At 71.7% G+C, this 19,957-nt stretch carries 21 protein-coding genes and 1 tRNA gene; 10 read left to right on the plus strand and 12 right to left on the minus strand.

Going from position 1 to position 19,957, the window contains the following annotated elements:
* Window positions 1-7 precede the first annotated feature (7 nt).
* The 4 genes from IG84_RS0103555 to IG84_RS41460 all read right to left on the minus strand — a co-directional run bounded on the left by IG84_RS0103555 (window position 8) and on the right by IG84_RS41460 (window position 1,587).
* Window positions 8-682: a GOLPH3/VPS74 family protein gene (locus IG84_RS0103555; protein ID WP_031051194.1), complete on the minus strand. Its 675-nt coding sequence runs from the start codon at window positions 680-682 to the stop codon at window positions 8-10.
* A gap of 174 nt (window positions 683-856) precedes the next feature.
* Window positions 857-929, minus strand: a tRNA-Arg gene (locus IG84_RS0103560).
* A gap of 146 nt (window positions 930-1,075) precedes the next feature.
* Entirely contained in the window at window positions 1,076-1,432 is a 357-nt protein-coding gene (locus IG84_RS0103565) for a hypothetical protein (protein ID WP_031051197.1), read from the minus strand.
* Window positions 1,429-1,587 carry a hypothetical protein gene (locus tag IG84_RS41460; protein WP_169749851.1) on the minus strand — a complete coding sequence of 53 codons (159 nt, stop codon included), beginning with the start codon at window positions 1,585-1,587 and terminating at the stop codon, window positions 1,429-1,431. The genes IG84_RS0103565 and IG84_RS41460 overlap by 4 nt, the downstream gene beginning before the upstream one ends.
* Window positions 1,588-1,725: 138 nt before the next feature.
* On the opposite strand from IG84_RS41460, the gene IG84_RS0103575 reads away from it, so the two are divergent.
* Window positions 1,726-2,355, plus strand: a complete 630-nt coding sequence (locus IG84_RS0103575) for a TetR family transcriptional regulator (protein WP_031051200.1) — start codon at window positions 1,726-1,728, stop codon at window positions 2,353-2,355.
* Window positions 2,356-2,384: 29 nt separating this feature from the next.
* On the opposite strand, the gene IG84_RS0103580 is transcribed toward IG84_RS0103575, so the two are convergent.
* Entirely contained in the window at window positions 2,385-3,842 is a 1,458-nt protein-coding gene (locus tag IG84_RS0103580) for a M6 family metalloprotease domain-containing protein (RefSeq protein ID WP_051861332.1), read from the minus strand.
* Window positions 3,843-4,108: 266 nt separating this feature from the next.
* Here IG84_RS0103580 and IG84_RS0103585 point away from each other — a divergent pair, with 266 nt between their 5' ends.
* Together IG84_RS0103585 and IG84_RS0103590 are read left to right on the plus strand one after the other, a co-directional pair.
* On the plus strand, window positions 4,109-4,762 hold the full coding sequence (locus IG84_RS0103585; protein WP_031051203.1) for a TetR/AcrR family transcriptional regulator: 654 nt from the start codon (window positions 4,109-4,111) through the stop codon (window positions 4,760-4,762).
* Window positions 4,763-4,923: 161 nt separating this feature from the next.
* Window positions 4,924-6,450 carry an MFS transporter gene (locus tag IG84_RS0103590; protein WP_031051204.1) on the plus strand — a complete coding sequence of 509 codons (1,527 nt, stop codon included), beginning with the start codon at window positions 4,924-4,926 and terminating at the stop codon, window positions 6,448-6,450.
* A gap of 63 nt (window positions 6,451-6,513) precedes the next feature.
* Here the strand turns inward: IG84_RS0103590 and IG84_RS0103595 are convergent, their stop codons facing one another.
* Window positions 6,514-7,011, minus strand: a complete 498-nt coding sequence (locus IG84_RS0103595) for a MarR family winged helix-turn-helix transcriptional regulator (protein ID WP_031051205.1) — start codon at window positions 7,009-7,011, stop codon at window positions 6,514-6,516.
* 207 nt (window positions 7,012-7,218) lie between these two features.
* On the opposite strand from IG84_RS0103595, the gene IG84_RS0103600 reads away from it, so the two are divergent.
* Window positions 7,219-7,644, plus strand: a complete 426-nt coding sequence (locus tag IG84_RS0103600; RefSeq protein WP_031051208.1) for a pyridoxamine 5'-phosphate oxidase family protein — start codon at window positions 7,219-7,221, stop codon at window positions 7,642-7,644.
* Window positions 7,645-7,698: 54 nt separating this feature from the next.
* Window positions 7,699-8,226 carry a pyridoxamine 5'-phosphate oxidase family protein gene (locus IG84_RS0103605; protein ID WP_245659209.1) on the plus strand — a complete coding sequence of 176 codons (528 nt, stop codon included), beginning with the start codon at window positions 7,699-7,701 and terminating at the stop codon, window positions 8,224-8,226.
* A 63-nt stretch (window positions 8,227-8,289) separates the two neighbouring features.
* Here IG84_RS0103605 and IG84_RS0103610 read toward each other — a convergent pair whose 3' ends face one another.
* On the minus strand, window positions 8,290-8,709 hold the full coding sequence (locus IG84_RS0103610) for a hypothetical protein (RefSeq protein WP_031051214.1): 420 nt from the start codon (window positions 8,707-8,709) through the stop codon (window positions 8,290-8,292).
* A gap of 53 nt (window positions 8,710-8,762) precedes the next feature.
* Window positions 8,763-9,299 (minus strand): GNAT family N-acetyltransferase, encoded by a 537-nt coding sequence (locus IG84_RS0103615; RefSeq protein ID WP_031051216.1) that lies wholly within the window; start codon window positions 9,297-9,299, stop codon window positions 8,763-8,765.
* Window positions 9,300-9,486: 187 nt separating this feature from the next.
* Here IG84_RS0103615 and IG84_RS0103620 point away from each other — a divergent pair, with 187 nt between their 5' ends.
* From IG84_RS0103620 to IG84_RS0103635, 4 genes are all read left to right on the plus strand, one after another.
* Entirely contained in the window at window positions 9,487-10,488 is a 1,002-nt protein-coding gene (locus IG84_RS0103620) for a sigma-70 family RNA polymerase sigma factor (protein ID WP_031051217.1), read from the plus strand.
* A gap of 312 nt (window positions 10,489-10,800) precedes the next feature.
* Window positions 10,801-11,562 (plus strand): DeoR/GlpR family DNA-binding transcription regulator, encoded by a 762-nt coding sequence (locus IG84_RS0103625; RefSeq protein ID WP_030261865.1) that lies wholly within the window; start codon window positions 10,801-10,803, stop codon window positions 11,560-11,562.
* Complete coding sequence (gene pfkB / locus IG84_RS0103630; protein ID WP_031051221.1) at window positions 11,559-12,506, plus strand: 1-phosphofructokinase; 948 nt, start codon at window positions 11,559-11,561, stop codon at window positions 12,504-12,506. The genes IG84_RS0103625 and pfkB overlap by 4 nt, the downstream gene beginning before the upstream one ends.
* 118 nt (window positions 12,507-12,624) lie before the next feature.
* The gene (locus IG84_RS0103635) at window positions 12,625-14,688 is read left to right on the plus strand and encodes a PTS fructose transporter subunit IIABC (RefSeq protein WP_031051223.1); all 2,064 of its coding nucleotides are present in this window, start codon (window positions 12,625-12,627) and stop codon (window positions 14,686-14,688) included.
* Window positions 14,689-14,778: 90 nt separating this feature from the next.
* On the opposite strand, the gene IG84_RS0103640 is transcribed toward IG84_RS0103635, so the two are convergent.
* Window positions 14,779-16,062 carry a L,D-transpeptidase gene (locus tag IG84_RS0103640; RefSeq protein ID WP_031051225.1) on the minus strand — a complete coding sequence of 428 codons (1,284 nt, stop codon included), beginning with the start codon at window positions 16,060-16,062 and terminating at the stop codon, window positions 14,779-14,781.
* 79 nt (window positions 16,063-16,141) lie between these two features.
* A complete protein-coding gene (locus tag IG84_RS0103645) occupies window positions 16,142-17,329 on the minus strand; it encodes a CaiB/BaiF CoA transferase family protein (RefSeq protein ID WP_382467562.1) in 1,188 nt (395 codons plus the stop codon).
* A 504-nt stretch (window positions 17,330-17,833) separates the two neighbouring features.
* On the opposite strand from IG84_RS0103645, the gene IG84_RS0103650 reads away from it, so the two are divergent.
* Window positions 17,834-18,085 (plus strand): hypothetical protein, encoded by a 252-nt coding sequence (locus IG84_RS0103650; RefSeq protein ID WP_031051231.1) that lies wholly within the window; start codon window positions 17,834-17,836, stop codon window positions 18,083-18,085.
* A gap of 29 nt (window positions 18,086-18,114) precedes the next feature.
* On the opposite strand, the gene IG84_RS0103655 is transcribed toward IG84_RS0103650, so the two are convergent.
* Window positions 18,115-18,720, minus strand: coding sequence for a YIP1 family protein (locus IG84_RS0103655; protein WP_078648583.1), 606 nt, complete (start codon window positions 18,718-18,720; stop codon window positions 18,115-18,117).
* 77 nt (window positions 18,721-18,797) lie between these two features.
* A complete protein-coding gene (locus IG84_RS0103660; RefSeq protein WP_078648584.1) occupies window positions 18,798-19,949 on the minus strand; it encodes a P1 family peptidase in 1,152 nt (383 codons plus the stop codon).
* Window positions 19,950-19,957 lie beyond the last annotated feature (8 nt).

Raw genomic sequence — 19,957 nt, forward strand, 5'->3', positions numbered from 1 at the left:
GATGCCGTCAGATACCGCCGCGCCAGACATTGTCGAACGCAGCGTCTTCGATGGCCCGCCGCTGCCGCACGGCTTCCAGCTCCCGCAACGCGTCGCTGACGACGGCCAGCACGGTCACTACCGGATCGTCGCCCGCATCCCCGCCCACGCGCGGCGACTCCTCGTTCCCCCCGTTCCCCCCGTTCTCCCCGTTCCTCTCGCTCGTCTCGTTCTCCTTGCTCTCCCCGCCCCCGATGCCGACGGCCGTGGCGAGGGTGATCAGTGTGGGTTCACCCGAAGCCCACCGGTCCGCCGCCCGGAGGCGCTCGGGCGAATCGACCGGCACCACCTGACCGGCCCGGCCGAGCATCCAGCGGCCTCGCTGCCGAGCGATCTGCCCGTCCGCCTCAAGCTCGGCCAGATACGCCGAGTACAGCCCACGCCCCCGCCGCCACAGCCACTCCTCGACCGTCTCGTACGGCGCTTGCCGCACAAGTGACGCTGCGGCCTCGTCCAACAGTCGATCATCCATCGCCGGCCGATACCCCGGCACGATGTCCTCACCGTCCAGCCCCACGGCCTGGACGGCCAGCAGATCGATCAACTCGGCCCCCGCCAGCGCCAGCGACAGCTCACCTTGCTGCAGAGAACGCCTGGACGGCACGTCCAGGGCAGTGATCACCAGATCCCGTGCTGTGCTCATGGACGGCTCCATCCCAGGCGCACCCGTAAGCCAACGCTCGCCGACCCGCCCAGGCTAGACAACGAACCCCCCTCAGGGCTGCCGGAACCAGCGCCCTGACCGTAAGACACGGCCCACTACAAGCCGAAGGGCCAGTCCAAGAAGCTGACGCTTCCGAACTGGCCCTTCTTCGTGTGCCCCCGGCAGGATTCGAACCTGCGACACCCGCTTTAGGAGAGCGGTGCTCTATCCCCTGAGCTACGGAGGCGGGGCGGTCAGCGGTGGTGCGGTGCCCTTGGGTGGGCGGTGGGGCGCACCATCGGCCGGCCGTGAACAGGGTAGCGGATGGGGTCGTGCCCGGTCTCGCCACTGGGTGAGCAAAGGTGATCAAGGGGGCCTTGCGGCCGGCGGCGGTCAGGCGGGGAAGTTCCAGCTGACGGTGCCGTCGGCGGTGACCAGGGCGGCGAGCACGATGAGGTCGGCGACGCCCAGGGTCATGCCGAGGAGGGCGCGGCCGCGGCGGTCGGTGCCGCGGAAGAGGGCGAGGGCGCCCAGGATCAGCGACAGCGGGCCCAGGACGACGTTCATGACGAGCAGGCCCACCAGGGCCAGGATGAAGGAGGCCACGGCCATGCCGTCGGCCTGGTTCCCCTTGCGGCGGGGGGTGGTTGTGGGGGTGGTCACCCTGTCGGTCGCGGTGCGGTCCTCGGTACGCGCGGAGGTCTCGGCCTCGGCGGTTCGGGTCTCGGCGCGGTGGGTGAGCGTGGTCATCGACGGGCCTCCTTCGTGCGGTACTCGCGGATGGCGAAGATCAGCAGCCAGACGGCGATCGCGGCGGCCGCGGTCAGCGTCGCGCCGAGCGGGAGATGTGCCGCGGTGCCCAGGAGAACTCCCAGGAGGAGCAAGGCTGCGACGAGGAAGATCATTTCTGGCCCTTCCGGGTGAGGTGAGTGGCCTTGATCGACGGTTAGGTGAACAGTTGGTGTGACACTTGTTCACTGACTTATGAGTCTAGCGCGACCCCGGGGTGGATCGCGTCGGAGAACGGATGTTTACTGAATGGCATGAGTCACACCATCGGCGTCCGGCAGGCCCAGAAGCAGAAGACCCGGCAGGCGCTCCTCGATGCCGGGCTGCGGCTGCTGGCGGAGCAGAGCCTGAGCAGCCTCGGGCTGCGCGAGGTGACGCGGGTGGTGGGGGTGGCGCCGGCGGCGTTCTACCGGCACTTCCGGGACATCCCCGACCTGGGCGTCGCGCTGGTCGAGGAGTCGCTCGGCAGCCTGCACGTCGTGATCCGCGCGATCCTCGCCGAGCAGCCCGGCGCCGAGGAGCGGATCGACCGTACGGTCGCGGTCGTCGAGCAGTACGTACGGGAGAACCCGGCGCACGTCCGTTTCATCGCGCGGGAGCGGCACGGGGGCGTGCGCGCCGTGCGGAAGGCGATAGCCGCCGAGCTGGCGCGGTTCGCCGCGGAGGTGGCGGCGGGGCTCAGGGAACAGCCGGTATCGGACGCCTGGAGCGACGACGACGTGCTCATGCTCGCCGAGATGTACGTCGATCATCTGGTGATGACCGCGTCGGCGATCCTGGATGCCGCGGACGACGGTGACGCGGCCGCCTGCGACCGGATCGCCGAACGCGCCCGCCGGCAGCTCCGGCTCATCAGTCTGGGTCGGTTGCATTGGACGGATTGAGGGCGAGTGAATGAATGCGCTGGATGCCCTCAGCGGCGTTTCGGCGTGGTGATGCGTACTCGGAAAGTGTCCGAGGCGTTCGAGGTGTTCGAGATGCCCGAAGAGCTGTCCTCCAGGACCGAGAGCGTGATGCCGGCCGCGCGGAAGGTCTGGCCCGGGCGGTACGTGGCGTCGGTCAGGCCCGCGCGGACGTTCGGGTCCTTGCGGTAGCAGCCGGCGCTCTTCGGGGTGGCGTCGGCGACGCGTACCGGGCCCCGGCCCGAAGGGGTGTCGGTGCTGACGCGGTAGACCAGGACGCCCGGACGGCACGCGGTCGGGTCGAGCGGGCCGGTGCGGCGGGCCTCCACGACGTACGCGCGGTACCGGGAGACGGGAATGACCGCGATCTTCGTGCCGCCGGGGGCGGCGGCCGGGGTGAGCCGGTGGGTGGTGACGGAGCCGGGGCGGCTTACGCAGTCCACCTGGTCCGGGGCCAGCCAGCCGAGCTTCCACTTGTGCCAGCCCAGGAAGTCGTTCTCCGGGCCCCAGTCCACGTCCATGGGGTCCCAGTGGCCCACCGGGTGCGGATCGGCGCGCCCGTCGGTGAAGTACAGGTCCGGCAGGCCGAAGGAGTGGGCGTTCTCGTGGTTGAGGACGCGGTAGGCGCTCGGGCCGGTCTGCCGGCTCCAGATGAACGAGACGTTCCTGAGCTGCGTACCGTCGCCCGTCCGCAGGCCCAGCGGGCCGCCGCTGAAGGTGACGGACCAGACGTTCTTGGTCGCGGGCGGGCCGGCGTTCGGTGTGACCAGGACGTTGACCAGGTCGAAGGCGCGGAAGTCCACATCGCGGTCGACGGCGCGCACGATCTCCTTCGCCACCGCGTAATAGCCGTTCTTCGAAGCGGGGTTGAAGGAGGTGCCGCGCCCGATGTCGTACGAGGCCAGCGGGCGGGACATCCGTATCCACTTCAGGACGGGCGTCGAGCGGTAGTCGAGCCTGCCGTAGGAGCTCTGGCGGAAGAAGCGTGGGACGGCCGGGAAGAACTCGCCGTAGCGGGCACGGGGGCTGATCCCGGCGCGTACGTCGGGGAAGTCGACGAGCACCGTGAGGGCCCGTACGCGGCCGTTGGCGCGCGTGAAGCCGCGGGGAGTGGCGGCCGCCTCCGATACGCCGGTGAGGGTGCCGGGAAAAGCGCCGGGGAGGGCGCAGGGGCCGGAGGGGAGGGCCGCGGAGGGGGCACGAGGGGAGCGCGTGGGGGAGCGCGGGGGAGGCGCTGAGGATGTCTCGCGCGCGGTCGTCCCCGTCTTCGTCCCCGTTTTCGATCCCGTGGGGTGGGGAGCGGGAGCGTCCGTCCGTTCCCGGGTGTCCGGGGGCGGGGAGGTGGCCGGCCGGCTGTCGCCGTGCCGGGCGGTGCCGGTGGGGCGGGGCGCGGTGGGGTTGAGGGCCGGTACGGCCAGCGTGGCCGCGAGCGCCGTGGTGGCGAGCAGGGCGGACGGTATCTGCCTCATGTCCTCACCCTGGGACGGCGGGCGGCGGCCTGCCCGTCGGGTTACGTCATCCGGGATCGGGAGTGGTTTTCGCGGGGGCGCGGGGGAGTGATGCAGGTCACAAGGGGCGCGGGAAATAACCGGGGAGCGGATCCCCGTTTAACCAGGCGTCCGTGCGAAACGGGGACCCGCTCCCCGGTTTCGCCCCGCAGGCCAGGAAGCACCCGGAAGAAGAGGCCGTAAGAGGCCGTAAGAGATCCACAAGTGCCCGGAAGGAGTGAGCCGACGTGACCGTCCCCCCGACCCACGCCGCCAAGGCGACCCAGCCCCGACTGCGGGCCGACGCGCAGCGCAACCGGGAGCGGATCGTCGCGGCCGCTCGCGAGATCATGGTCGAGCACGGGGCCGATGTCCCGCTCGACGAGGTCGCCCGCCGGGCCGGCGTCGGCAACGCCACCCTCTACCGGCACTTCCCGGACCGCGCCGACCTGATCCACCACGTCACGCTCTCCGTCATGGACCGCACCGCGGACCGTGCGGAGCGCGCGCTCGCGGCGGAGGACGACGCGTTCCAGGCGCTCCGGGTCTTCGTGCACGCCGCCGTCGAGGAGCGCATCGGAGCGCTCTGCCCGCTCCTCTCCGACGGCGTCGACAAGGACCACCCCGACCTGCTCGCCGCGCGGGACCGCCTGGAACGGTCCGTCGAGGCCCTCATGGGTGCCGCGCGCGAGAGCGGCCGACTGCGCGCCGACATCGCCGTCGGTGACCTGATGGTCGCGATCACCCAGCTCACGCGGCCGTTGCCCGGCTCCGGCTGTACCGACTTCGATCGCTTCGTGCACCGCCATCTCCAGCTGTTCCTGGACGGCCTGATGGCGCCGGCGCGCTCCGAACTGCCCGGCTCGGCGGCCACGTTGGAGGACCTCCGGCAAGGCCGGTGACCCTCGGCGTGCCGCCCCGCGCGACCGCCACCCCGCACCTCGTACTGCGTAACCCGAACTCCGCACCCCGTACTGCGTCACGCGTCACTCGTACTCGTACTCGTACTCCGTAACCGTCCCCGGATCTTTCTTTCTCTCCGCATCACTAGGTGGACCCACTCATGCCTGAATCGGCCAAGAACATCCCAAATGTCGACCCGAGGCGCTGGAAAGCGCTCATATTCATCGCCCTCGCGCAGCTCATGGTCGTGCTCGACGCGACGATCGTGAACATCGCGCTGCCCTCCGCCCAGGCGGACCTCGGGACCTCCGACGGGAACCGGCAGTGGGTCATCACCGCGTACGCCCTCGCCTTCGGCGGACTGCTGCTCTTCGGGGGCCGCGTCGCCGACCTGTGGGGCCGTCGGCGCACCTTCGTCATCGGCCTGATCGGCTTCGCCCTCGCCTCCGCGCTCGGCGGTGCGGCGGGCAGCGCCGGGATGCTGCTCGGCGCCCGCGCGCTGCAGGGTGTGTTCGGCGCGCTGCTCGCCCCGGCCGCGCTCTCGCTGCTCGCGGTGACCTTCACCGAGGCGCGCGAACGTGCCAAGGCGTTCGGCATCTTCGGTGCCATCGCCGGTGGCGGCGGCGCCGTCGGACTGATCCTCGGCGGCGTACTGACCGAGTACATGGACTGGCGCTGGACCTTCTTCGTGAACATCCCCTTCGCCGTGGTCGCGGCGGCCGGCGCGCTGCTGGTCATCCGGGAGTCCGCCGAGGGCCGTAACTCCTCCCGGCTCGACGTGCCCGGCGTCCTCCTCGCCACGGCCGGACTGGTCGCGCTCGTGTACGCGTTCACGCGCGCCGAGTCCGACGGCTGGAGCGCCGCGCCGACCATCGGCCTCTTCGTGGCGGCCGCTGTGCTGCTGCTGGCCTTCGTGGTCGTGGAGTCGCGGGTGAAGGCGCCGCTGCTGCCGCTGCGCGTGGTCACCGACCGCAACCGCGGTGGCGTCTACGCCTCGCTCGGCCTCGCCGTGATCGGTATGTTCGGTCTCTTTCTGTTCCTGACCTACTACTTGCAGATCGTGAAGGGATACACGCCGGTCGCGACCGGTCTGGCCTTCCTTCCGATGATCGCGGGCATGATCACCGGCTCGACGCAGATCGGCGCCCGGCTGATGACCCGGGTCCGGCCGCGGCTGCTGATGGCCCCCGGCTTCCTGCTGGCCGCGATCGGCATGCTGTCGCTGACCCGGCTCGACCTGGACAGCTCCTACCCGGCGCTGATCCTGCCCTCGTTCCTGCTGCTCGGCCTCGGTATGGGCACGGCCTTCATGCCGGCCATGTCGCTGGCCACGCACGGTGTGCAGCCGCGGGACGCCGGTGTCGCCTCCGCGATGGTCAACACCTCGCAGCAGGTGGGCGGCGCGATCGGTACGGCGCTGCTGAACACCATCGCGGCCGGCGCGACCACGGCGTACGCGACGGCGCACGCGGCCGGGGCGCGCTCCGCCGACGTCCTCAAGCTGCAGTCCATGGTGCACGGTTACACCGCCGCCATCTGGTGGGCGGCGGGCATCCTGCTCCTCGCCTCGGCGATCGCGTTCGTCTTCGTCACCACGGGACGGCCCGGTGCGGGTACGCCGGTGGCGAGCTCGGCGGACGGTGCGGACGCGGCGGAGGACGTGCGGGTACCGGTCATGGCGCACTGACGCGCTGAGGCGGACGTGAAGAAGGGGCGCCCCTCGGGGCGCCCCTTTCGTGTGCGCGGGCGTTCAGCGCAGCCAGGGCAGGTCGGCGCCCTGCGGCTGCAGGCCGTCCGCCACCGAGCGGCAGATCTCGGCGAGTTGGCGTACCTGCTCAGGGGAGAGCCGGTCGAACAGCGCGGCCCGTACGGTCGCGACGTGGCCCGGCGCGGACTCCTCCAGGACCTTCATGCCCTCGTCCGTGAGCACGGCGTTCTGGCCGCGCTTGTCGGAGGGGCAGTCCTCGCGGCGGACCCAGCCGTTCTTCTCCAGGCGGGCGATCGCGTGCGAGAGCCGGGACCGGGTGATCTTGGCGTTCTGGGCCAGCTCGGTCATCCGCAGTCGGCGCCGCGGCGCCTGGGAGAGCTGGACGAGCAGGCCGTAGTAGATGTGCGGCATGCCGGCATCACGCTGCAGCTGCCGGTCGAGGTGGTCTTCCAGAAGCGTGGTGGCGTGCAGGTACGACTGCCAGGCGTACTGCTCCTCGTCGTTGAGCCAGCGCGGCTCACCGGCCATGTCGTTGCTCATACCATCCACTGTCTCATTGCCCGTGGCGTTCTTGAAGTTTTAACAACGAAGTGAGCGGCCGTTATGCCCCCGCCCGCGCCGGAATGCCCCGCGGCTGCCCTTCGTTGTGAAGGTGTACCAGGACGTGCGGGGTCCGCCTCGCACGTCCCCGCAGGTTCACTCGACATCCCGCAGCCCACGCACATCGACGCCCCAGGAGGCGCAGCGATGCCGCTCACCGTGGAAGAACGTGATCAGTTGCTCGCCGAGCCGCACGTAGCCGTGCTGGCCGTGGAGTCGGGGAGCGGACGCGCTCCGCTGGCGGTGCCGGTCTGGTACAGCTACCGCCCCGGCGGCGACTTCCTCGTCTTCACAGGCCGTACGTCCCGCAAGGCGCGGCTCATCGAGGCGGCGGGCCGGTTCTCGCTGGTCGTGCAGCGCACCTCGCCGACGTACCGGTACGTCACGGCGGAGGGCCCGGCGAAGCTGGTCCCGGTCACCGCCGAGGACGTCGAGGAGGTGGCCGGGCGGTACGTGCCGCCGGAGGGCGTGGCCGAGTACGTACGACAGGCGCTCTCCGAGGCCGGCGCCGAGATGGTCGCCGTCCTCCTCACCCCGGAGCGCTGGATCTCGGCGGACGCGGGACCTTCCTGAGGCGGTTCGTAAAGCCTGACAGGAGGTGTCGGGTATCCCCGCCAGCCTGGGGCCATGACGAACAGGAGCATGAAGACGGCGGGCTGGCCGGAGTTCTCCGCGGCGGAGCCCGCGCTCGCGGCGTGGGCGGAGCGGCGGTTCGGTGCGTACCGGCATCATGTGCTGGCGACGCTGCGGGCCGACGGTTCGCCGCGGCTGGCCGGCCTGGAGGCCGATTTCCGGCACGGGGAGCTGTGGCTCGGCATGATGCCCGGCTCCCGGAAGGCGCTGGACCTGCGGCGCGATCCCCGGTTCGCGCTGCACGCCAATCCGGGCGCCGATCCGGGTGCCGGTGACGGCATGGCGGACGGGGACGTGCGGGTCGCGGGGCGTGCCGTGGAGGTCACGGAGGCGGACGCGCTCGCGCGGTACGCGGACGGGGCCGGGACGCCGCTGCCGTTCCACCTCTTCCGGGCGGAGCTGACCGAGGTGGTGCGGACGTACGTCGAGGACCCGCACATCGTGCTGGTGACCTGGCGCCCGGGGCGCCCCGTACGCACTGTCCGGCGCGGCAATGACGACGCCCCGCCGACGGTCGACTGACGACGGTCGGCGGGGCGGCGCGGGCGTGGTTGCCCGTGGCTGTCCGTGGGTGCGCGGTGGGGGTTACCGGCGCGCCCCCGGGGTGCCGTGTGTGCGGAAGAGGTACAGGGAGACGACCAGCATGATCACGCCGAAGAGGGCGCCCATGCCCGATGCCTTCAGCGCCGTCGACGTCCCGGCGAGGCTGTAGAGGAAGCCCATCGTGGCGCCGAACATCACGGCGTACGAGAGAGCGCGGACCTCGGTGATCATGCGGGACTGGCTGTGCATCAGGACCAGCCCGAGGACCACGGTCACCGCGGTGGCGAGCAGGCCGAGCACGAACGCGTGGACGCTGGACGAGCCGGTGCTGTGGTCGAGCAGCCCCGCGTAGATGCCGTAGGCGATGCCGCCCACGACGGGGACCCCGGTCGTGACGGCCAGGTGGTGGCGGGGGGCCGCGGCCGTGGTGGCCGTGGAGCGGGTGCGAGCGTGCGTCTGCATGACGGCTCCTCTCTCTCGCCCTCCCTCCAGGCGACACCCGGGCAGGGCCGGCGTCAACCGGAGCCGAGATCCTTCTCGTACCAGGCCACGTCCCAGTAGCGGCCGAATTTGTGGCCGACCTCCGCGAACGTACCGACATGCCGGAAGCCGAAGCGGGCGTGCAGGGCCGCCGAGCCGGGGTTGGGCAGCGCGATGCCCGCGTACGCGCGGTGCACGTCCTCGCCCTCCAGGGCCTCGAAGAGCGCCTTGTACAGCAGGGTGCCGACGCCGCGGCCGGTCGCCTCGGGCGCGAGGTACACCGTCGTCTCCACGGACGTGCGGTACGCGGGCTTGGGGCGGAAGGGGCTGGTGGTCGCGTACCCGAGGAGGCGCCCCTGCCGCGCGCCCGCGCTCTCCCGGGCAACCAGAAGGCGGTACGGACCGTCTTCGGGGTGGGAGTGGAGCCAAGGTCTCCGCTCTTCGGGGGTGAAGGGCTCGGTGTCGAATGTGATCGCCGTCTCACGGACGTAGTGGTTGTAAAGCTCCGTGAGGCCCGCCAGATCGGCCTCGGTGCCCGGCCTGACCTGCACTTCCCTGCACTCCGGCGACATGGGACCTCCCTCGGTGGGGACGCAGGGTACTGCATGATCAGAAAAACGAAGGGTCGCCGTGGGAATTCTGTCCGGTTTCCAGCCGTTGTTTCCTTCAGACGGGGGCACCCGCCCCGGCAGACAGCAGGGATCAGGTGTCCCGGCCGCCACCATCCCGCGACCGACTCATCGCAGAGGGAGCACACGCATGGCAACCCGTGCCGTCGCCCGTCGTCAGCCCACCACCAGCGGTGCTGAGACGGCAAACAGCGTTCGCGCCGTAGGCGGGGAGATCGCCGACCGCGACCTGGTCGGCATGTACCTCGACGAGATCGCGCGCACGCCACTGCTCGACGCCGCGAAGGAGGTCGAGCTGTCGCAGACCATCGAGGCGGGTGTCTATGCCCGGCAGATCCTGGACGGCGAGGTGACCGACGGCAACGCCGCCGGCGCGACGCCCGAGGAGCTGCAGGCGCTGGTCGACGAGGCCGAGAAGGCCAAGGACGTCTTCATCCGTTCCAACCTCCGCCTGGTCGTAGCGGTCGCCCGCCGCTATCCGCGCAGCGGCCTGCCGCTGCTGGACCTGATCCAGGAAGGGAACGCCGGCCTGGTGCGCGCGGTCGAGAAGTTCGACTACGCCAAGGGCTTCAAGTTCTCCACGTACGCGACGTGGTGGATCCGCCAGGCCATCACGCGGTCCATCGCCGACCAGTCCCGTACGATCCGGCTGCCCGTCCACCTGGTCGAGGAGCTGGGCCGGATCCGCCGTGTGCAGCGCGAGTTCAACCGCGAGCACGGCCGCGACCCGGAGCACGCGGAGATCGCCGCCGAGCTGGGCGCCAAGCCCGAGCGGATCAGCGACGTCCTGGACTGGGCCCGCGACCCCGTCAGCCTGAACATGTCCGTGGACGACGAGGGCGAGACGCAGTTCGGTGACCTGCTGGAGGACACCTCCGCGGCGTCGCCCGAGCAGTCCGTGCTCACGCTGCTGCGCAGCGAGGAGCTGGAGGACCTGATCGACCGCCTCGACGGCCGCACCGCCTCGATCATCAAGGCGCGGTACGGCATAGAGGACGGCCGTGAACGGACCCTGACCGAGGTCGGCAAGCAGCACGGCCTGACCCGTGAGCGGATCCGCCAGATAGAGAAGCACGCGCTGCTGGAGCTGAAGCGCATGGCACACGACACGGGCTTCGACGCCGCGGCGTAACGCTTCTTCACCTCATAACGGGCTTCATTTGGAGCCCCGCACACCGGGACCCCGCCCGAAGAGGGTCCCCCCAGTACGAGCCCCGGCACCCTCCCCCGAGTGCCGGGGCTCTTTGCTGCCTGCTTGCCGGCCACCTGCTCCCGTCGGCCGCCCGCTTGCTGCCCGCGCGAGACGGGCTGTCATTCCCGTCGTGCCCGTTTGTGTCTGTCCTTTGCCCGAGTCTGTTTACTTTGCAGAAATGCGGGCGTAGCCTGCTGGTGAAACCACACGTTCGGGCATCGCACGGACAGGAACGGAACGGACCCAGGTCGCATGTACGCAGCGGAACGACAGCAGGAGATCCTGCGCCTCGCCCGGGACAGCGGGCGGGTCGACGTCCTCTCTCTCGCCGAGGAATTCCAGGTCACCGCCGAGACCGTGCGGCGCGACCTGAAGGCGCTGGACCGCGCCGGACTGGTCCGGCGGGTGCACGGCGGTGCGATACCGGCGGGCCGGCTGGACTTCGAGCCGGACCTCGCCGAGCGGGACACCGTCGCGGCCGACGAGAAGGACCGCATAGCGCGCGCCGCGCTCGCCGAGCTGCCCGACGACGGCAGCGTGATCCTGGACGCGGGCACCACCGCGGCCCGGCTGGCCGCGGAGTTCCCGCTGGAGTCGGACGTCACCGTCGTGACCCACGGCCTCCCGGTCGCCGCTCGCCTCGCCGACCACCCCGGACTCACCCTGCACCTCGTCGGCGGCCGCATCCGGCACCGTACGCGGGCCGCCGTCGACGACTGGGCGCTGCGCGCCTACCGCGAGATCAACGCCGACGTCCTCTTCCTCGCGACGAACGGCTTCTCGCTGGAAGGCGGCCTGACCACGCCCGACCTCGCGGAGGCCGCCGTCAAGCGGGCGGTGATCGCCGCCGCCCGGCGGGTCGTGCTGATCGCCGACTCCTCGAAGTTCGGGCAGCAGCACTTCGCCCGCTTCGGCGACCTCTCCGATGTCGACGTCCTGATCACCGACACCGGGCTCAGCCCCGAGAACGCCCTCGCCATCGAGCGCGCGGGCACGGAAGTAGTACGCGCATGATCCTCACCGTCACTCCCAACCCCAGCCTGGACCGCACGTACGAGGTGCCCGCCCTGGAGCGCGGCGCCGTGCTGCGGGCCGGCGCCGACCGGGTCGACCCCGGCGGCAAGGGCGTCAACGTCTCCCGGGCGGTCGCGGCCGCCGGGCACGAGACGCTCGCCGTGCTGCCGGTCGGCGGCCCGGCCGGGCAGGCGCTCGCGAACCTGCTGGTGACCGAGGGGATAGAGGTCGCGCCGGTCCCGGTCGCCGGGGCCACCCGCTCCAACATCGCGGTCGCCGAGCCCGACGGCACCCTCACCAAGATCAACGCGGCCGGTCCCGAGCTGTCGGCGACCGAGTCCGAAGCGCTGCTGGAGACCGTGCGGGAGCGCTCGGCGGGCGCCGCCTGGATCGCCTGCTGCGGCAGCCTGCCGCGCGGGCTGGCGCCCGAGTGGTACGCCGACCTGGTCGCCCGCGCGCACCGTGCCGGGGCCCGGATCGCCCTGGACACCTCGGGCCCGTCGCTGACCGCGGCGCTCCGCGAGCGCCCCGACGTGGTCAAGCCCAATGCCGAGGAGCTGGCGCAGGCCGTCGGCCGGCCGCTGGCCACGATCGGCGACGCGGTGAAGGCCGCGGAGGAGCTGCGGGCCATGGGCGCCCAGGCGGTACTCGCGTCGCTGGGCGCGGACGGGCAGCTCCTGGTCGACGCGACCGGTACGTACTACGGCACCGCCGAGGTGGATGCCGTACGCAGCAACGTCGGCGCGGGGGACGCGTCGCTCGCCGGGTTCCTCGCGGCCGGCGGTACGGGGACGCGTGCGCTGGCCGAAGCGGTGGCACACGGGGCTGCCGCGGTGCAGTTGCCGGGCAGTGTGATGCCGACGCCCGATGATCTGCGGCCGTCCGAGGTGACCGTCACCGATGCGGTGCCGATGGACCGGCCGTTGACGGAGGCCGTGTCATGAACGGTTCTGTGCGCGGGGGTTGCCCGCCATTCGATTGTCCTCAAACTCCCCCAGCTACCGCTGGGAGGTGCCCCCAGGCCGGGCAAGATCTTGGGCTGGTTTCTGAAGGGAGCCCGCGATGAGTGAGTTGATCACCGCGGACCTGGTCGACCTCGACCTGTCCGCCGACACCAAGGAAGCGGCCGCCAGGTCGCTGGCCGAACGGATGGTGGCGGCCGGTCGCGTCACCGACCTGGAGGGTTTCCTCGCGGACGTCGCCGCGCGCGAGGCCCAGATGCCCACCGGCCTGGACGGCGGTATCGGCATCCCGCACTGCCGGAGTGCCCATGTCACCGAGCCGACGCTGGCCTTCGGGCGCAGCGCCGCCGGCATCGACTTCGGTGCCGCGGACGGCCCGGCCGACCTGGTCTTCCTGATCGCCGCGCCGACCGGCGGCGACGCCGACCACCTGTCGATCCTCTCGACGCTGGCCCGGCACCTGATGGACGCGGAGTTCACCGGCGCACTGCGCTCGGCGGACGACCCGGAGCGGGCGGCCGCGCTGGTACGGGGCGACGAGCCCGAGGCCGCCGAGCCCGCGGCCGAGACCGCCGAGCCCGCAGCGGAGACCCCGGCGGCGGAGCCCCCGCAGACCGAGGCCCCGGACGCCGCGGCGGCCGGTGCCCCGGAGCCCGAGGCCGCCAGTACGTTCAAGATCGTCGCTGTCACCTCCTGTCCCACCGGCATCGCGCACACCTACATGGCCGCCGAGTCGCTGACGAAGGCGGGCGAGGACGCCGGCGTGGAGCTGGTGGTCGAGACGCAGGGGTCCGCCGGGTTCACCCGCCTCGACCCCGCGCTGATCGCGGCCGCCGACGGCGTGATCTTCGCGCACGACGTGGAGGTCCGGGACCGGGAGCGGTTCGCGGGCAAGCCCGTCGTCGACGTCGGCGTGAAGGCGGGCATCAACCGCCCCGCCGAACTGATCGCCGAGGTACAGGAGAAGGCGGCGCGCGGCGAGGTCGGCGCGCCGGCCGCGCACCACGACGCGCCCATGGACCGGGACGGCGAGCAGGGTGACGGCTACGCCACCCGGCTGCGCAAGTGGCTGATGACCGGCGTCAGTTACATGGTGCCGTTCGTCGCCGCGGGCGGTCTGCTGATGGCCCTGGCGTTCGCGATCGGCGGCTATGAGATCAACAAGGCGCCGTCCGTCGCCGAGCACTTCATCTGGACCGAGACCGGCAGTTGGGCCGCGCTGCTCTTCCAGATCGGCAACGTGGCCTTCACCTTCCTGGTGCCGGTGCTGGCCGGATTCATCGCGTACGGGATGGCCGACAGGCCGGGCCTCGTGCCGGGCTTCGTCGGTGGCTCCATCGCGCTGACGATCAACGCGGGCTTCCTCGGCGGCCTGATCGCCGGTCTGCTCGCGGGCGCGGTGGTGATGGCGATCCAGCGGGTCAGGGTGCCGGCGCCGCTGCGCGGCATCATGCCGGTGGTGGTGATCCCACTGGTCTCCTCGGCCGTGGTCGGGTTCCTGATGTTCCTGGTCATCGGCAAGCCGATCGCCGCGCTCCAGAAGGCGCTGACCGACTGGCTGTCCGGCCTGACCGGCGCCAACGCGGTCATCCTGGGCGTCATCCTCGGCCTGATGATGTGCTTCGACCTGGGCGGCCCGCTGAACAAGGTCGCGTACGCCTTCGCGGTCGGCGGCCTGGCCAACCCCAACGAGGGCAGCCTCAAGGTCATGGCCGCGGTGATGGCGGCCGGCATGGTCCCGCCGCTGGCGATGGCGCTGGCCACGACGGTGCGCGGCAAGCTGTTCACCAAGGCCGAGCGGGAGAACGGCAAGGCAGCCTGGGTGCTGGGCGCTTCGTTCATCACCGAGGGCGCGATCCCGTTCGCGGCGGGCGACCCGCTGCGCGTCATCCCGTCCGCGATGGCGGGTGGCGCGGTGACCGGCGCCCTGTCGATGGCCTTCGGCTGCACGCTGCGCGCCCCGCACGGCGGCATCTTCGTGGTCCCGCTGATCGGCCAGCCGCTGCTGTACCTGGTGGCGATCGCCGCCGGCGTGGCCGTCAGCACGGCCCTGGTGGTCGTCCTGAAGGGGATGCGCAAGACCGGTACGGAGGCGGCGGCACCCGCCGCGGAGGACGAGCCGCAGTCGGCCGCCGAGGCGAAGAGGGAGCCGGTCGCCGCCTGAGAACCGGCGCCTGCCCCTCCCGAGAACACACCACCCCGCTGCCAGTGCCCGGCAGCGGGGTGGTGTACGTCTGCGTGCGGCGCCAGTGGGTCAGGCCGCGCTGCCCGCCGTCCACTCGTCCCACGACATGTTCCAGCCGTTGAGGCCGTTGTCGGGCTTGACGGTCTCGTCCTTGGAGTTCTTCACCACGACCACGTCACCGATGAGCGAGTTGTCGTAGAACCACTTGCCGGGGGTGTCGCCGTTGGCGCCCTTCGCGTCCCGCAGACCCACACAGCCGTGGCTGGTGCCGGCCTGGCCGAAGATCGAGGGCGCGCCCCAGTAGTTGCCGTGGATGAAGGTGCCGGACGCGGACAGCCGCATGGCGTGCGGCACGTCCTTGATGTCGTACTCGCCCTTGCCGTCCTTCTTGGTGAAGCCGACCGTCGAGCCGTCCATCCGGGTCTCCTTGAACTTCTCCGAGATCACCATCTGACCGTTGTAGGTCGGGTTCTCGGGGCTGCCGCCGGAGATCGGGATCTTCTTGAGGGGCTTGCCGTCCCGCTCGACCGTCATCATCTGGGTGTTCATGTCGACGGTGGAGACCTGGGAGCGGCCGATGGTGAAGCTGACGGTCTTGTCCTGGACGCCGGTGACGCCGTTCGCGCCCTCCACGCCGTCCAGGTCGATCTTCATCGTGACCTTGGAGCCGGCCTTCCAGTAGTCCTTGGGGCGGAAGTCCAGGCGCTGGTTGCCGAACCAGTGGCCGACGACCTGCTGGCCGCTGCTGGTGCTCACCGTGATGTGCGACTGCACGGCCTTCTGGTCGGTGATGGCCTTGTCGAAGTTGAAGGAGACCGGCATGCCCACGCCGACGGTCTTGCCGTCGTCCGGGGTGTAGGTGCCGATGAAGCTGTTGGCCGGCGAGACCGTGGTGAAGGTGGAGTTCTCGGCCGCCGAACGGCCTTCGGAGTCCTTGGCGCTGGCGGCGAGCTGGTACTTCGTACCGCGCTCGAGCTGTACGTCCGGCTTCCAGCCGGAGCCGTCCGCGGATATGGATCCGGCGACCTTCTCGCCGGTGTCCACCCGCGTCAGCGTCACCTTCGTCAGCTTGCCGCCGCTGACCTTCACGTTCGTTCCGTTGATGCTGGCGCCGCTGGAGCCGTCCTTCGCCGACACCTTGATCTTGGCGTCGGAGGCGTCCTTGGCGGCCGCGGCGTCGGCGCCGGCCTGCCCGTCCTTGTTGTTCGCGCCCGAGGCGTCACCGCCGCAGGCGGTGAGGGCCAGGGCGCCGGCTGCGAGCAGTGCCGCTGCAGCGAGGCCGCGCCGCAACGAGCGCGAAGTGCGGGGCTGTGCGGGCGCTGCGTTGTCCGGCGTTGTCACGAGCTGCTCCAGGCAAGAGTGTTGGTCCACTGTTCTTAAACAGCGACTGTGAGCCGTTTTGGTTGCAGCTCTCCATATCTTGTGATGGATGTCACACGAGTGGGGGAAGCGGCTGGTCGGACGGGCCGGCCAGCCACTCGCGGAGCTGCGTTCCATGTTCGTCCAGCCGCGGCGGCGCGACAGGTTCGGCCACCGGCGTGCGGGACAGCCGCAGGGGGCTGCGTACTTGAGGTATCCGCCCCTCGCCCACGGAAACGACCGGATCAAGCCCCAGCCCCGCCGCGAACTCCAGGGCCTCGCTCAAGGTGTTGACGGGCCCGCACGGCACCGACACCTTGCCGAGCCGCTCCGTCCAGCCCCGCGCGGTGTCGGCCGCCAGCCGCTCCTCCAGCTCCTTCACCAGCTCCGTGCGGTGCACCACCCGGTCCGGGTTGGTCGCGAAGCGCGCGTCCTCGGCCAGCTCCGGCGCGCCCAGCGCGGCCGCCAGCGCCCGGAACTGACGGTCATTTCCCACCGCCACCGCCAGCAGCCCGTCACGGCAGGCCAGCGTCTCGTACGGCGCGATGCTCGGGTGCCGGTTGCCCATCGGGCCCGGGTCGCGGCCGGTGGCCAGGTGCCCCGATGCCTGGTTGACCAGCGAACCCAGCAGGGAGGACAGCAGGTTCACCTCGACGTGCTGCCCCTGGCCCGTGCGGTCCCGGTGGCGCAGCGCCGCCAGGATGCCGGTCGTGGCGTCCTTCGCGGTCAGTACGTCCACCAGCGCCACGCCCGCCTTCAGGGGCGGGCCGCCGGGCTCGCCCGTGATGCTCATCAGCCCGCCGACCGCCTGCACGACGAAGTCGTACCCGGGCAGACGGGCGCCCTCGCCCGAGCCGAAGCCGGTGATCGAGCAGTGCACCAGGCCCGGGTTGGCGGCGAGGGAGGAGGCCGGGTCCAGGCCGTACTTGGCGAGCGCGCCGGGCCGGAAGTTCTCGATCAGGACGTCGGCCCGCACGGCCAGTTCGCGGGCCGCCTCCGCGTCGTCCGGCGCGGAGAGGTCCAGGGCGAGGCCGCGCTTGGAGCGGTTGGCGGCGTCGAAGTACGCGGCCGTGCCGTCCGCCGCGAACGGTGGCCCCCAGGCCCGGGTGTCGTCACCGGCGCCGGGCCGCTCCACCTTGACGACCTGGGCCCCCAGGTCCGCCAGGGTCGCGGCGGCCAGTGGCCCCGCCAGCACCCGGCTGAAGTCGGCGACGAGCACTCCGTCGAGCGGCTTCGGCAGGTCCGTACACTCCACGCGCACTCCTCCGTCATGGTGAACCGGCGCTCCGGTCACCCGTATCGGTGGTCCGGTTGTCGTATCGGGTGAGTGGTGCGCCGCCATGCTCGCGGACGATCTTGGCCGGACGGAACCCGCCGATGCGTCCAACGCGCACCGCCCGACTCGGCCGTGCAGGAGTGGTGGGGACGTACCGGTGAAACGGGCGGAAGCCGGGACGCCGCGCCGCCGGCCGCCGGATTCTTACGGACACGGCGCGGAATTGTGGCGGAATTCGTTCGGTGTTTCCGGCGATTCTTGAGGGCCTCGCACCTGATGCGGTGGGATGAGGGATGGTTGCGGCGTGATGCGGGAAGAACCCTGAGTGATGCAGGAAGGTCCGATAGTGGTGGGAGATGCATCACTTCGGGCCTTAAGTCCTATAAAAACCTGTCATAAAGCCCGAGGCGTGGTGTCTACTGTTCCGCGTCAGCCGTCGGTGCCGAGCGCGCCGGCGCAGCGCCACGCCCGTACGCCATGGAGGACTGGATGCTCCCCTCCGTCTCGACCCTGCAGCAGATCGGCCTGGCCGTGCTGCTGCTCGCGACCCTCGCCTGGGCCATCGGGCTGGTCCGGACCGTGCGCCGGGACCGGCACGCGCCCCAGCCGCCGGGCGCGGCCCCGCGGCTGCTCAAGGCCGTACCGCGGCAGGTCGTCCCGCCGTCGGAGAGCGTCGAGCTGACCGCGGCCGAGCGCGAGGCGTTCGCCGGGCTGGTTCGGGAACTGACGCGAGGTCACTGACAGGGCTCGGGGCCGCCGGGCCCGGTCCCTCAGCCGATCGGGCCGAGCTTGAGCAGCGCCAGCGACGCCAGCATCTGTACCGCCACCGCACCCACCGACCGCAGCGTCGGCAGATGGTGCTGACCCCGTATGAGCAGCACGGCCAGCGCGCAGCCGAACCCCCACGTGGTCAGCGACACCGCCTGCGCGAAGGGATGGTCCGCCGGCAGCAGGAACGAGAGCGCGAGACGCGGCAGGTCCGTCACCCAGAACACGACGATGAACAGGCTGACCGTCGGCCGCAGCCGGCCGTTGCCGCCCAGGGTGCGCGCGATGGCGTGCGTGACCAGCCCCAGCCCCAGGCTCGCGACCAGCACGCCCGCCTCGGTGAGGCCCGCGAGCTGCCAGACCACCTCCAGCGGCCCGGTCGCCCACTGCGACCGGAAGGACTTCGACGCCAGCAGCCCGAGCGCGCCGCCGACCAGCGTCAGCAGGACCGCCGCGCTCCACGCCCCGCGGTCGCGCGCCTCGTCCAGTACCTCCACCGGCCGGTACCAGAGCCCCAGGATCAGCCGGTGCCACCACAGCCGGCGCCGCTTGGCGGCGGGCTGGGGTGCGGAGGCCGGCTGGACGAGGGTGGGCGGCGGTACGGGCATATGGCCGTTTCTACCACCGGGATTCGCAGGGGGACGAGGCAGGGACCGGTGCGCGCGGCAAGGCCGGTGCGGTAGCGCTAGCCGGTCCCGTACAGGTCGGTGTACGAGGGGAAGACGCCGCCCGGGCCGTCCACACCCTCCGCCGCCAGCATCGCCTTCACGACGGCACGGGTCAGTGCGTCGGCGCCGGCCGCCAGGATCTCGTTGACCGCTCCGGCGTCGGCGTGCACGGCGAACGCCGGGTCGGTCTCCGCGCTCTCCGGCGCAGCGGGCCGCTCCCCGGTGGCCAGCGCGAAGACCGTGTCGCCGTCCGAGAGCAGATGTACCGGCCGTATGGCCCGGGCCAGCCCGTCGTGCGCGGTACCCGCGAGCTTCTGTGCCTGGGCGCGGGTGAGGGCGGCGTCCGTGGCGACGACGGCGAGGGTGGTGTTCAGGGGCGGGCGCACGGAGGCCGCCGAGCGCGCCGCCGACTCCGCGCGGGCGGCGGCCAGTCGGCGCGTCGCCGCCGTGTGCGTCTCGGGCGCGGGCGGCCGTGCCGTGCCCTGGTACAGCCGTCCGTACAGCAGCCCGGTCACCGGGTCGACCGGCGAGCCCGCCGCGTTGACCGCCGCGAGCACCGCGACCGTCACCCCCGACGGCAGGACGATGCTCGCCGTGCCGATGCCGCCCTTCAGGCCGCCGGCCACCGCGCCCGTACCGGCGCCCACGTTGCCCTGCGCCACCGGCGATCCGGGCGCGCCGCGGTGCGCCGCCTCGATCGCCGCGCGGCCGAGCGCCGCGTCCGGGCGGGCCCGCCAGTCGCCGCCCCGCCCCAGGTCGAAGAGGGCGGCGGCGGGCACCACCGGCACCACCTGCGCGGGGTCGGGCCCCACCTGGAAGCCCCGGCCGTGGTCCTCCAGCCAGCCCGCCACGCCGGAGGCCGCGTCCAGCCCGAAGGCGCTGCCGCCGGTCAGTACCACGGCGTCCACGCGCTGCACGAGATTGCGCGGGTCCAGGGCGTCGGTCTCGCGCGTGCCGGGGCCGCCGCCCCGTACGTCGACGGCGGCGACCGCGCCGCCCTCGGGCGCGAGGACGACGGTCGTGCCGGTGAGGTTGCCCGCGTCCGTGCGCTGCGCGTGCCCGACCCGGAGGCCCGGTACGTCCGTCAGCGCGTCATGGGGGCCGTGCGGGGTGAGGGACTGCTCGGTGCCCGCGTCGGGGGACTGTCCGGTACGTGTGGGGTCAGCCATGGCCCATG

The sequence above is a fragment of the Streptomyces ochraceiscleroticus genome, assembly GCF_000720485.1.
Lineage (GTDB): Bacteria > Actinomycetota > Actinomycetes > Streptomycetales > Streptomycetaceae > Streptomyces > Streptomyces ochraceiscleroticus.